The 12731-nt window shown below is 71.9% G+C and carries 12 protein-coding genes; 7 read left to right on the forward strand and 5 right to left on the reverse strand.

Annotated elements, in window-relative coordinates; genetic code table 11:
• The 5 genes from alc to ACFQ87_RS06280 all read right to left on the reverse strand — a co-directional run.
• The coding region (gene alc, locus ACFQ87_RS06260; protein WP_380609409.1) for an allantoicase at positions 1–1277 on the reverse strand (1277 nt) is incomplete at its 3' end.
• Between the two features lie 97 nt (positions 1278–1374).
• Positions 1375–2754, reverse strand: a complete 1380-nt coding sequence (gene allB / locus ACFQ87_RS06265; protein ID WP_380609410.1) for an allantoinase AllB — start codon at positions 2752–2754, stop codon at positions 1375–1377.
• 114 nt (positions 2755–2868) lie between these two features.
• Positions 2869–4011: a glycerate kinase gene (locus tag ACFQ87_RS06270; RefSeq protein WP_380609411.1), complete on the reverse strand. Its 1143-nt coding sequence runs from the start codon at positions 4009–4011 to the stop codon at positions 2869–2871.
• A 356-nt stretch (positions 4012–4367) separates the two neighbouring features.
• The gene (locus ACFQ87_RS06275) at positions 4368–5261 is read right to left on the reverse strand and encodes a 2-hydroxy-3-oxopropionate reductase (RefSeq protein WP_380609412.1); all 894 of its coding nucleotides are present in this window, start codon (positions 5259–5261) and stop codon (positions 4368–4370) included.
• Positions 5262–5380: 119 nt separating this feature from the next.
• The gene (locus ACFQ87_RS06280; protein ID WP_380609668.1) at positions 5381–6223 is read right to left on the reverse strand and encodes a TIM barrel protein; all 843 of its coding nucleotides are present in this window, start codon (positions 6221–6223) and stop codon (positions 5381–5383) included.
• A gap of 216 nt (positions 6224–6439) precedes the next feature.
• Between ACFQ87_RS06280 and ACFQ87_RS06285 the strand changes: the two genes are divergently transcribed.
• The 7 genes from ACFQ87_RS06285 (at position 6440) to ACFQ87_RS06315 (ending at position 12354) form a co-directional block, all read left to right on the forward strand.
• The gene (locus ACFQ87_RS06285; protein ID WP_380609669.1) at positions 6440–6685 is read left to right on the forward strand and encodes a thiamine-binding protein; all 246 of its coding nucleotides are present in this window, start codon (positions 6440–6442) and stop codon (positions 6683–6685) included.
• Positions 6682–7062, forward strand: coding sequence for a helix-turn-helix domain-containing protein (locus ACFQ87_RS06290; protein ID WP_380609413.1), 381 nt, complete (start codon positions 6682–6684; stop codon positions 7060–7062). Before ACFQ87_RS06285 ends, ACFQ87_RS06290 begins: the two co-directional genes overlap by 4 nt.
• A gap of 203 nt (positions 7063–7265) precedes the next feature.
• Positions 7266–7769 (forward strand): 2-oxo-4-hydroxy-4-carboxy-5-ureidoimidazoline decarboxylase, encoded by a 504-nt coding sequence (gene uraD, locus ACFQ87_RS06295; protein ID WP_380609414.1) that lies wholly within the window; start codon positions 7266–7268, stop codon positions 7767–7769.
• Positions 7770–7877: 108 nt separating this feature from the next.
• A complete protein-coding gene (gene uraH / locus ACFQ87_RS06300) occupies positions 7878–8213 on the forward strand; it encodes a hydroxyisourate hydrolase (protein WP_380609415.1) in 336 nt (111 codons plus the stop codon).
• A gap of 30 nt (positions 8214–8243) precedes the next feature.
• Positions 8244–9164: a factor-independent urate hydroxylase gene (gene pucL, locus ACFQ87_RS06305; protein WP_380609416.1), complete on the forward strand. Its 921-nt coding sequence runs from the start codon at positions 8244–8246 to the stop codon at positions 9162–9164.
• 271 nt (positions 9165–9435) lie between these two features.
• Positions 9436–10899, forward strand: a complete 1464-nt coding sequence (locus ACFQ87_RS06310) for a nucleobase:cation symporter-2 family protein (RefSeq protein WP_380609417.1) — start codon at positions 9436–9438, stop codon at positions 10897–10899.
• 69 nt (positions 10900–10968) lie between these two features.
• The gene (locus ACFQ87_RS06315) at positions 10969–12354 is read left to right on the forward strand and encodes an 8-oxoguanine deaminase (RefSeq protein ID WP_380609418.1); all 1386 of its coding nucleotides are present in this window, start codon (positions 10969–10971) and stop codon (positions 12352–12354) included.
• Positions 12355–12731: the final 377 nt, after the last annotated feature.

Below are 12731 nucleotides of genomic sequence, written 5' to 3' on the forward strand. Positions count from 1 at the left end.
TGGGGGGTGAGGGGGGCGCAAACACCAAGTAGTGGCGGGAGTGTGGGGAGGTGGTGGTTCAGTTGCTCGCTGTCGGATCCTTCGGCCTTCCGAAGCCCCCCCACCGCGGCGGTGGCCGCGGCCGGGTCCGCCAGCGGGCGGGCGGCGGCCAGCGCGGCGGCCTCCTCGCCGGTCAGGCCGGCGGCGGTGAGCGCGACGGCGGCCTCGGCGGCCGGGACGGCGTCGAACCAGCGCAGCGCGAGGGCCGCGCGGCCGGCCTCGGTGAGGCGGCCGGTGAGCCGGAGGCGGGCGAGCCCGCCGTCCGGGTAGACGTTGATCCGCACGTGGGTCACTGGGCGGCCCACGTCGAGCCGGAAGCGGTGCCGGGTGTCGGGCTGCAGGCGGGTGCGGGGCAGGATCTCGAACCACTCGCCGTCGGCCGGGTCCTGTCCGGTCGAGGCGTCGAAGCCGATCAGGTCGGCCCAGCCGGGGGCATTGGCGACGAAGTGGGTGGTGTCCACCTCGGCGGCCAGGACCTCACCACCCCCGGCCAGGGCGATCTGCACCCAGTCGTTGGCCTTGTCGCGCCGACGCCGGGTCTCCCAGCCCTCGCCCATGACGGAGGCGCGACCGGGAGCGTTCAGGTTGTGCGGGGAGGAGAAGTAGCGGTCGGAGGCCGCCTCGGCGACACCGCCGTACTCCTGGGCGGCGAGGTCGAAGGTGAGGCCGTCCAGTTCGCGCGGGTCGGGCAGCACCTCGCCGTGCACCCGGAGCCGGGCGACGCCGCCGTCCGGGAAGATGTTCAGCCGCACGTGGGTGTAGCGGGTGTCGTCCTGGACGGCGAACTCGTGGGCGGTGTCCCCCTGGAGCGGGGTGCGCGGCACGATGACGGTCCACTCGGCGTCCTGCAGTTCCTCGGGCGAGGGGTGCCCGGGTACGGAGGCGGCCTCGATCGAGGCGCTCTCCGGATAGTTGCCGGTGAAGTGGGCGGTGTCGACGATCAGGCCGCGGATCACGCCGCCGACGCCGAGCCGGACGATCGCCCAGTCGTGGTCCTGGTCGGTGGGGTGCGGCTGGTCGGCGGAGACGCCGCGGCGGCGCTTGGACTCCCAGCCGTCCATGATCTGGCCCTTGTGACCGAAGGTGTGCGGGCGGAACTCGGCGGGCTCGGCGACCAGCAGGTTCTCCGCGTCCGCGAAGGTGTCCTCATTGGTGGCGACGACGCCCGCGCCGAGCAGCCGGGAGGCCAGGTTGACCAGCTCGGTGAAGGGAGCGCTCGGGGTGTCGGCAGTGGTCACTGACTCTCCTCAGAAAGACGGTGTCGGTTCAGGCGGTGTCGGTTTCAAGAAGCGGTGCCGGTTCAAGAAGTGGTGTCGTTCAAGAAGCGCTGTCGGTTCAAGAAGCGCTGTCGGAAAGGGAGTTGGCCGGCCGGGTGAGCTGACGCCCGAAGGGCTCGGCGCCGGTGTCCACCGCGCGGCCGCGCAGCCAGGTGGTGCGGACGACACCGGTCAACGTCCGCCCCGCGTACGGGGTCACCGGGTTGCGGTGGTGCAAATCCCCTGCGTGAACGGCGAATTCGCCGTTGGGTTCGAAGGCGACCAGGTCGGCGTCGCAGCCCACCGCGATGGTGCCCTTGGTGCCGGCGAGGCCGACCAGCTCGGCCGGTCCGGCGGACATCCAGCGCACCACGTCGACCAGGGTGTGGCCGCGCCGCCGGGCCTCGGTCCAGACGGCCGGCAGGCCCAGCTGCAGCGAGGCGATGCCGCCCCAGGCGGCCGCGAAGTCGCCGCTGCCGCCGTACTCCGGCAGCAGTTTGAGGTCCGGGGTGGACGGCGAGTGGTCGGAGACGACCGCGATGAACTCACCGCGTCCCAGGGCCTCCCAGAGCGCGTCCCGGTTGGCCTCGTCACGGATCGGCGGGCAGCACTTGAAGGCGGTGCCGCCGTCCGGCACCTGCTCGGCCGCGAGGGTCAGGTAGTGCGGGCAGGTCTCGGCGGTGACCCGTACGCCGTCCTCGCGGGCCCGGCGCAGCAGCGGCAGCACGGCCGCCGAGGAGACGTGCAGGATGTGCACCCGGGCGCCGGTGCGCCGGGCGGTTTCGAGCAGGTGGGCGACGGCCGCGGTCTCCGCGTCGGCGGGCCGGGAGGCGAGGAAGTCCCGGTAGTGGGCGCCGGGTTGCTGCGGCGCGGCGGCCAGCACTCCGGGGTCCTCGGCGTGGATGATCGCCAGCGCCCCGATCCGGGCCTGTTCGGCCAGCGCGGCCTCCAGGTCGACGCCCTCGACGTGCGGGAACTCGTCGACGCCGGAGGGGGCGAGGAAGCTCTTGAAGCCGAACACGCCTTCCCGGTGCAGGGGTTCGAGGTCCGGGACGTTGCCGGGGACGGCGCCGCCCCAGAAGCCGAGGTCGACCCAGGCCTGACCCTCGGCGGTCTTCCGCTTGGCGGCCAGCCCCGCCACCGTGGTGGTGGGCGGGATCGAGTTGAGCGGCATGTCGATGATCGTGGTGACGCCGCCGGCCGCGGCGGCCCGGGTGGCGGAGGCGAAGCCCTCCCACTCGGTCCGGCCGGGCTCGTTCACGTGCACGTGGGTGTCGACCAGGCCGGGCAGCAGGGCCGTGTCGCCGAGGTCGACGAGCTGGCTGTCGCCGACCGTGAGCGAGCCGTACGCGGCGACCTGCTCGATCTTCCCGTCCCGGATCAGCACGTCCGCGGGGCACTCACCGTCGGGCAGCACCGCCCGACGGGAGCGGATCACCGTCGGCTGGCTGAAAGGCATGGGGGACCTCCGAAACCTGGGAGTTGGGGGTGGTGGAACACGGGTGGAGGCGAAGGATTGCCGGGAGCCTAGGCCCGCCTTCAACAAAACGTCAATGGAGGAACGTACGAGGGCTCAGCCCGGCAGCAGCTCCTCGGCCAGCCGCTCCCCCGCGACCTCAGCCAGCTCACCGGCCCTGGTCATGCTGTCCCCCGGCTGCTCGGCCAGGTCGGTGAGGGCGATCGCGGCGGTGAAACCGGCCGAACGCCACTCGGGCTCGGAGAGCTCCAACCGGCCCGCCACAGCGGCCACCCGAACCCCCGCCCGGGCAGCCGCTGCGGCGACTCCGGCGGGGGCCTTGCCATGGAGCGTCTGCGCGTCCAGGCAGCCCTCGCCGGTGACGACGAGGTGTGCCCCACGCACGGCCTCGTCGAAACCCAGCAGTTCGAGCAGCAGCTCGATACCGGGTCGCATGGTGGCGCCGAGCAGGGCGAGGGCGGCGAAGCCCACCCCGCCCGCGGCCCCGGCGCCGGGGGCCTCCCGCACGTCGCGCCCGATGACCGCGGCGACCTGGTCGGCGAAGCGCGTCAGGCCCTCCTCCAGGACCACCAGGTCGGCCCCGTCGGCGCCCTTCTGCGGGCCGTAGACGGCGGTCGCGCCGCGCGGGCCGAGCAGCGGGTTGTCCACGTCGCAGGCGACCACGATCTCGACGCCGGTCAGCAGCTCGGCCAGGCGGCCGACGTCGATCCGGTCGAGCTTGCGCAACGCGGCCCCGCCGGGCGGCAGTTCGGTGCCGTCGGCGTCGTGCAGGCGCACCCCGAGCGCCTGCACCATGCCGGCACCGCCGTCGGTGCAGGCACTGCCGCCGAGGCCCAGCACGATCCGCTTGGCGCCCATCGAGACCGCCCGGCCGATCAGCTGGCCGACCCCGTAGGAGCCGGCCGCGAGCGGGGCGGTGCGGCCGCCGGGCAGCCGGGCGAGGCCGGAGGCCTGGGCCAGCTCGACCACGGCGGTGTCGCCGCGGACGGCCAGCGCGGCGTCCACCGGCAGGCCGGTCGGGCCGGCCACCTTGGCCGCGACACGGGTGAAGCCGGCCGCGAGCGCGGCGGCCAGGGTGCCCTCGCCGCCGTCGGCGACGGGCAGCTCGCGCACCTCGGTGCCGGGCGCGGCGCGCCGGATGCCGGCGGCGATCCGGGCGGCGACCTCGGCACCCTCCAGGGTGCCCTTGAACTTGTCCGGAGCTACGACCACATGGCCCTGGTGGGGGGTGGGGGGCATCGCGTGGTCCTCACTTCCGTACGGGGTCTGGCGGTGGTTCGACAAGCATGGGTCCGGTGGCCTCGGGGATGCGAGACCCTCCCGGGTGGTGCGACCCCCTCCCCGCCGTTCCCCTCGTCCCGCTTCCGACGTACGAGGGGCTCCCCTCGGCGGGGAGGGGGCCAGGCGACGCGCGAGGCACGACCGAAGTGCCCCCGGAGAGGGTGCGCGCGTCACCGGTTGGATCGACCGGCGGGCGGGTGGATGAGCCCCGGCCCGCACGCCGGTCGGGTCTGGCCTCCTGGCGGCGCGGGCACGACCGGATCAGGTACACGCCGCCAGGAGGAGCTTGTTCGGGCCGAAGGCCCTGGTCAGGGCTACTTGACCTCGCGGCCGGAGAGCCGCTCGACGCCGCGCAGCAGCGCCGAGTGGTCCAGCGAGCCGTCGCCGTTGGCCCGGGCGGAGGCGACCAGCTGGGCCACCACGGCGCCGACCGGCAGTGCGGCGCCCACGGCCCGGGCGGCGTCGGTGACGATGCCCATGTCCTTGTGGTGCAGGTCGATCCGGAAGCCGGGGGCGAACTCGCGGTTGAGCATGTTCGCCTTCTTGCGATTGAGCACGGTCGAGCCGGCCAGGCCGCCGCCGAGCACGTCCAGCGCGGCACCGAGGTCGACACCGGCGTTCTCCAGGAACACCACGGCCTCAGCCAGCACCTGGATGTTGACCGCGACGATCAGCTGGTTGGCGGCCTTGACGGTCTGGCCGGCGCCGTCGGGGCCGACGTGGATCACCGTGGTGCCCAGCGCGTCGAACAGCGGCTTGGCCTCGGCGAAGTCCGCGGCCTCGCCGCCGACCATGATCGACAGCACTGCCTCGATCGCGCCGGCCTCGCCGCCGGAGACCGGGGCGTCCAGCGTGCGCACGCCCTTCTCCCGGGCGGCCTTGCCGACCTTGATGGAGGTCTGCGGGGTGATCGAGGACATGTCGATCACCAGGGTGCCGGCCTCGACGTTCTCCAGGACGCCGCCCTCGCCGAGGATGACCGCCTCGACGTGCGGGTCGGCCGGGACCATGGTGATGACGACCTCGGCGCCCTTCACCGCGTCCGCGATGCTGGCGGCGCCCTGGCCACCGGCCGCGATGACGGCGTCGATCGAGGCCTGGGAGAGGTCGAAACCGGTCACCTGGTGGCCGGCCTTGACCAGGTTGACGGCCATGGGCTTGCCCATGATGCCGAGGCCGACGAAGGCAATCTTGCGGGAGGCGCTCATCGCGTCGTTCCTAACGTGTGCGGGGTGGGTGGTGGCTTGCCGGGCGGACGGACGGGACGTGGGCACGCCCCCGGACCGCTCCGCCGGGCCGCGCTGCCGGATCGCGCGGGCGGGCCGCGCTAGCGGGCGGCGCGCAGCTCGCGCGGCAGCCATCCGAAGCTGTCGGCGCTGACGCCGGTGGAGGGGCGGTACTCCAGGCCGATCGAGCCGCTGTAGCCGGCGGCGCTGAGCCGGGCGAACAGGTCCTCGAAGTCCAGCTCGCCGGTGCCGGGCTCGTTGCGGCCCGGGTTGTCGGCGATCTGCACGTGGCCGATCCGGTCGGCGTAGGTGTCGATGACCGCCGCCAGGTCCTCGCCGTTCTTGGCCAGGTGGTAGAGGTCGCAGAGGAACTTCGCGTTCCCCAGGCCGGTGGCGGCGTTGACCCTGTCGACCACCTCGACCGCGGCCGCGGCGGAGACCAGCGGGTAGTCCGGCGACTCGGCCTTGTTGAGGGCCTCGACCAGCAGGATCGCGCCGATCTCGTGCGCGGCCCTGGCGGCGATGACCAGGTTCTCCAGCGCGAGCGCGTCCTGCTCGGCCGGCTCGACGCCCTCGACCCGGTTGCCGTACAGCGCGTTGAGCGCGGTGGCACCGAGCGAGGCGGCGAGCTCCGCCGCGACCGGGACGTTGGCGCGGAACCGCTCCTTCTCGGACGGGACCGAGACGGTGCCCCGGACGCCCTGGCTCAGGTCGTCCAGGAAGTTGAGGCCGGTGAGCCGGACCCCCGCGTCGCTGAACGCCTTGCGCAGCGCGTCCAGTTCGGCCCGGGAGGGGCTGTGCTCCGTGCCGAACGGCCACCAGAGCTCGGCGGCCGTGAAGCCGGCCGCGGCAGCCGCCGCGGGGCGCTCCAGCAGCGGGAGTTCGCCGAACAGGATCGACAGGTTGACCGTGAAGCCGTGCTTGGCAGCCGCCGTCACGTCCATCACCTCTCACTCTCTTCCTTCATCCGCAACTTCCACGATCCGGAAGAGGGATTCTGTGTGGTGGAAGCATCTCCGGCTCGCCGAGTGGGTGTCAAGGGCGTCGCAACATTTTGTTGAAGCAGCTGGACGGCGCCCGCCACCCAGGTCCACGGCCGTTCGATCACCCAGCCCCTGCCCGCCACCACCCCTGCTCGATACAGTGAGCACGTGCGATTGATGGTGGAGTTCACGACAGAACCGTTCGAACTGGATACGTTCCCCGAGCACGCCGCGGCGGCCCGCAAGGTCGTCGACGAGGCCGGCCTGGACGTGTCGGTCGGCCCCTTCGGGACCGGCGCCGAGGGCGAGGCCGACCAGGTCCTCGCCGCGGTGACCCGACTGCTCCGGGAGACCCTGGACGCCGGGGCGACCCGGATCTCGGTCCAGGTCAGCGTGCTGGGCGAGGAGGGCGGTACGCCGTGACCGAGCACGCGGAACACCCGCTCGCCGCGGCGGTCAAGCCGCTGCTGGACGCGGTCGGCGCGACGCCCGTCCCGCTGGACGAGGCGAAGGCCGAGGACGTCGTCCTGGAGTGGGAGGGCACCCCGGCCCTGGCCGTCCGGCTGCCGCACCTGAGCAGTGCGCTGGACCGGCTGCTGGCCGAGATGACCCGCCAGTTCGACGGCCGACCGCTGGCGGAGCTCGACCGCTGGGAGAAGCAGCGGGTCGTCGCCCTCCTGGAGGAGCGCGGCGCCTTCACCGTCCGCCACGGGGTCGAGACGGTCGCCTCGGCGCTCGGCGTCAGCCGCTTCACCGTGTACAACTACCTCAACCGCCAGGAGGGCGCGAAGCCCTCCTGAACGGCCTGCGAAACGAGTGACCCCGCCGCCGGGGAAAGTGTGGATCGACCCAGGGCGGGGCACACTTGGCGAATCGCACACGAAAGGGCCCGGCATCACGGGCCGGTTCAAAACGTAACCACCAACCGTTCAACAAACTGTTGACGGCCGGGTGGGGTCGATCTAGCTTTTCCGGGTGGCACCACTCTTCAGGAGGTCCACTCGTGACCAACCACCCCCACGCCCTTGACGCCCTGGCCGCGGCCGATGCCGCGGAGCTGGAAGGGCTCCTGCTGGAGGTATGCTCCAGCCCCCGTTGGGCCTCCGCGATCGCGGAGGCCAAGCCCTGGTCCAGCCGTGAGGCCCTGCTCGCCGCCAACGCGGCGGCGATGGCCGGACTGACCGACGCGGACCTGCGCGACGCGATGGCCGGACACGCCCGGATCGGACAGCCCAAGACGGGCGACGCCACCTCCGAGCGCGAGCAGGCCGGCATCCAGGGCGTGGATCAGGCGATCCTCGACGAACTGCACGAGGCCAACGCCGCCTACGAGGCGAAGTTCGGCCACGTGTTCCTGATCTGCGCGACCGGCCGCACCGCGGCCACCATGCTCGCCTCCCTGCGCGATCGCCACCCCAACGACCCCGCCACCGAGGCGGAGATCGTCCGGGGCGAACTGCGCAAGATCAACGACATCCGACTCAACCGCCTCCTCGACGAGTCCTGACGCATCGTCAAGAATGCTTCGTGGACCGGCGCATGCCGTCCGGATGTCGCATCTCCACCAGAGAACCGGCGCACCACCACCTCTGCCATCAGTAAGGCCACCTCACCCATGACTGGCATCTCCACCCACGTGCTCGACACCAGCCTCGGCCGCCCGGCCGAGGGCGTCCCGGTCGAGCTCGCACTGCACACCGAGGGTGGCTGGAAGGTGCTCGGCACCTCCGCCACGGACTCTGACGGCCGGGTCAAGGACCTGCCGGCCGTGGAGGCGGGCTCGGTCGTCCGGCTGCTCTTCGACACCGGCGCCTACTACGCGCAGCTGTCGACGGAGTCGCCGTTCTTCCCCGAGGTCTCGATCGTCTTCACGGTCGCGCCCGCGCAGCACCACTACCACGTGCCGCTGCTGCTGAACCCGTTCGGATACTCGGTCTACCGCGGAAGCTAGTAGACCGACCTGGAAGCTTAGGAGCCTGCCATGGCCCACGTGCTCGGTCAGAACCAGTACGGCAAGGCGGAGAACCGCATCGTCCGGGTCTACCGCGACTCCACCCGCCACGAGATCAAGGACCTGAACGTCTCGGTCTCCCTCCAGGGCGAGTTCGAGGACGTCCACCTCACCGGGTCCAACGCCAACTGCCTTCCCACCGACACCACCAAGAACACCGTCTACGCCTTCGCCAAGGAGTACGGCATCGAATCGGCCGAGGCGTTCGGCATCCTGCTGGCCCGGCACTTCGTCGACGACACCGAGCGCGGCGTCGTGCACAGCGCGCGGATCCGCATCGAGGAGTACGCCTGGGACCGGATCAAGACGCCGGACAACTCGGCCCGCTTCATCGGCTCGGAGGAGGTCGGCCACTCCTTCGTCCGCAACGGCCAGGAGACCCGCACCACCGAGGTCGTCTACGACGGTGAGAAGGTCCAGGTCATCTCCGGCCTCAAGGACCTCATCGTCATGAACTCCACCAACTCGGAGTTCTGGGGCTACATCAAGGACAGGTACACCACCCTGCAGGAGGCGTACGACCGCATCCTCGCCACCCAGGTCACCGCCCGCTGGAAGTACGGCTACAGCGGCCGGGACGGCGAGGCCCAGCCCAACTGGAACCGCTCCTACACCCACGTGAAGCGGCACATGCTGGAGGCGTTCGCCGAGACCTACTCCTACTCGCTGCAGCAGACCCTGCACGCGATGGGCACCCGGGTCCTCAACAACCGCGCCGAGGTGGACGAGGTACGCCTCGAACTGCCCAACAAGCACCACTTCCTCGTCGACCTGGAGCCCTTCGGCCTCAAGAACGAGAACGAGGTCTACTACGCCGCGGACCGCATGTACGGCCTGATCGAGGGCACCGTGCACCGCGAGGGCGTCGTGCCGGTCATCCCGGTCGTCTGACCTCCCCCGCCCCGAGCGCATGGACTCCGCCCGGAGTCGCCGCACCCTCCGGCCCCCACGGGCCGGTCGAGTCCGGGCGGACCGCACCATCGGCACCACCCGCACCACCTGTTTCTCCACCCCCACCAACCGGAGTTCGTGCTCGCCTCGCGGCGGCCGGCCCGGGGCACTGGAGAAGCACTCCGAGGGATCCTTGCTCCGCCGTCCCGCCCTCGGGGGGTCTCCAGCGCCACGGGCGCGCCGGGAGCCACGGGCACAAGAGGGGCTCGACATGGCACCCAGCAACACCAGCAGTTCAGACGGCGGTTCCACCCCAGCAAGAACCCCAGGCCCGGACGGCACGTCACACCGTCTCCCCGACAAGGCGTCCGGGTCCGCCACCCATCCCGTGGACGAGGTGCTGCCTCCGGTGAAGCTGTTCTCCACCGGGCTCCAGCACGTCGCCGCGATGTACGCGGGGGTCGTCGCACCCCCGCTCATCGTCGGCGCCGGCGTCGGGCTCTCCGCCGCCGACCTCGCCCTGCTCATCTCGGCCAGCCTGTTCACCGCCGGACTGGCCACCCTGCTCCAGACCCTCGGCGTCTGGAAGATCGGCGCGCGACTGCCGTTCGTGAACGGCGTCTCGTTCGCGGGCGTCGCGCCCATGATCGCCATCGCCACGGAACACGGACCGAAGGACGCCCTCCCGGTGATCTTCGGAGCGGTGATCGTCGCGGGGGCCCTGTGCTTCCTCGCGGCGCCGTACTTCTGCAAGCTCATCCGGTTCTTCCCCCCGGTCGTCCAGGGCACCGTGATCACCCTCATCGGGGTGTCCCTGCTCCCGGTGGCGGTGAACTGGGCGCGCGGCGGCTCGCCGAGCGCCCCCGGGTACGGCTCCATGCGGGCCATCGGCCTCGCCGCGATCACCCTCGCCGCGGTGGTGCTCTGCAACCGGCTGCTGCGCGGCTTCTGGCAGCAGCTGTCCCTGCTCATCGGTCTGGCGTTCGGCACCCTGATCGCCTTCCCGCTGGGGCTGGCCGACTTCAGCGCGGTCCGGGACGCGAAGGTCTTCGCCCTCCCCTCCCCGTTCCACTTCGGCGCGCCGATGTTCGACGGAGCCGCGATCGCCTCGCTCTGCATTGTCATGGTGGTCTCGATGACCGAATCCACCGCCGACATGCTCGCGCTCGGCAAGATCGTCGACCGCGAGGCCGACGAAGCCACGCTGGCCGCCGGCCTGCGGGCCGACGGACTGGCCACCGCGCTCAGCCCCGTCTTCAACGGCTTCGCCGCCAGCGCCTTCGCCCAGAACATCGGGCTGGTGGCGCTGACGAAGATCCGCAGCCGCTTCGTGGTCGCGGCCGGCGGAGGCATCCTGATCCTGCTGGGGCTCTTCCCCGTGCTCGGTTCGGTCGTCTCCCTGGTTCCGCAGCCCGTCCTCGGCGGCGCCGGGATCGTGCTCTTCGGCACGGTCGCGGCGAGCGGGATCCGCACCCTGGCGGAGGCTGGCATGGAGTCCAGCTCCAACACCATCCTGGTATCGGTCTCGCTCGGGGTCGGCATCATCCCGATCGCCGTGCCGACCTTCTACGACCCCTTCCCCGAGACCGTCCGGACCCTGATGCACTCGGGGATCTCGGCCGGCTGCGTGATGGCCGTCCTGCTCAACCTGCTCTTCCACCACGTCGGAGCCGCCCGCCGGACCAGATCCGGCCAGACCTCCGGCGCGACGGTGCCGACGGCGACACCGTCCTGACCGGTCCGGGCAGGGGCGTGTGCCACCAGGTGCCCGCCCCTCCCGGCCCTCCCCCATAGGAGTGAAACCATGGCAGTCCAGCCCCCGCCCGCCGACCAGCGGATCGTGATCGAGAACGTCGCGATCGCCACCGTCGACGCCGCCGACACCGAGTACGCCCGGGGCCACGTGGTCATCCTCGGCAACACGATCGAATCCGTCGGAAACGGCCCCGCCCCGGCGTGGCTGGACAACGTGGTGCGCCGGATCAACGGCGAGGGCCACCTGCTCACCCCGGGCCTGGTCAACACCCACCACCACTTCTACCAGTGGATCACCCGCGGCCTCGCCCAGGACAACATCCTGTTCGACTGGCTGGTCGCCCTCTACCCGACCTGGGCTCGGATCGACGAGAAGCTCGTGCACGCCGCCAGCCAGGGCTCGGCCGCCGCCCTGCTCAAGTCCGGCTGCACCACCGCCTCGGACCACCACTACGTCTTCCCCAAGGACGGCGGCGACGTCCTCGGCGCCTCCATCGAGGCCGTCCAGGAGCTCGGCATGCGCTTCACCGCGCTGCGCGGCTCGATGGACCGCAGCAAGAAGGACGGCGGGCTGCCGCCGGACCACGCGGTGGAGGAGCTGGACGACATCCTGGCCGCCTCCGAGGCCGCCGTGGACCGCTACCACGACGCCTCCTTCGGCTCGATGCTGCACGTCGCGCTGGCGCCGTGCTCGCCGTTCTCGGTCTCCACCGACCTGCTGCGCCAGTCCGCCGAACTCGCCCGCCGCAAGGGCGTACGACTGCACACCCACGGCTCGGAGACGGCCGAGGAGGAGCAGTTCTGCAAGGAGCTGTTCGGCATGGGGCCGACCGACTACTTCGAGTCGGTGGGCTGGCTCGGCGAGGACGTCTGGATGGCGCACTGCGTCCACATGAACGACTCCGACATCGCCAAGTTCGCCGAGACCGGCACCGGCGTCGCGCACTGCCCCTCCTCCAACGCCCGCCTGGCCGCCGGGATCGCCCGGGTGCCCGACATGCTCAAGGCCGGCGTGCCGGTCGGGCTCGGCGTGGACGGCACCGCCTCCAACGAGTCCGGCGAGCTGGGTACGGAGCTGCGCAACGCGCTGCTGATCAACCGGCTGCACGGCTACCCGACCGCCCTCACCGGGCGCCAGGCGCTGCGGCTGGGCACCATGGGCGGGGCCCGGGTGCTCGGGCGCCAGGACGAGATCGGCTCGATCGAGGTCGGCAAGCTCGCCGACCTGGCGCTGTGGAAGATCGACGGGATCATGCACTCCTCGATCGCCGACCCGGTCGCGGCCCTCACCTTCGGCGCGCTGCCGCCGCTGGCGGTGCTGTTCGTCAACGGCAACGCCGTGGTCGAGAAGGGCGAGCTGACCACCGTCAACGAGGACCGGATCGCCCGTGCCTGCGCCCGCGCGGCCAAGGAGCTCGCCTCCCGGCCGCTCTGACGGGACAGTGCCCTGCTTCCCTGCCCGCTCCCTGTACTCCGGGCCGCCCAGGGACGGTGCGTGACCCGGACTCCGCGCGCCTGCGGGCGACGGACAGCTGTCAGATGACAGATTTCGTCATCTGTTATCTGTCATCTGTTCGCTGCCATTGGTGCGCGGACCGGAGCCCCGGACCCACGGCGAGGGTCCGGGGCTGCGGCGTGCCCGGGGAACCGCCCCTCACCCGGCCGCGCGCCGGGCGGCCGGGACCAGCGCGGATCCGGCGAGGGCAAGAGGACGGCGAGCACGAGCCGGCCGAGGGCGCCATGGGTGCCGACGGTCAGGCGGACGGGAGCACGCCGGGCGGACGGCAGGCAACGGCTGCCGGTCAGGCCCTC

The organism is Kitasatospora sp. NPDC056531 (assembly GCF_042794375.1).
Taxonomy (GTDB): domain Bacteria; phylum Actinomycetota; class Actinomycetes; order Streptomycetales; family Streptomycetaceae; genus Kitasatospora.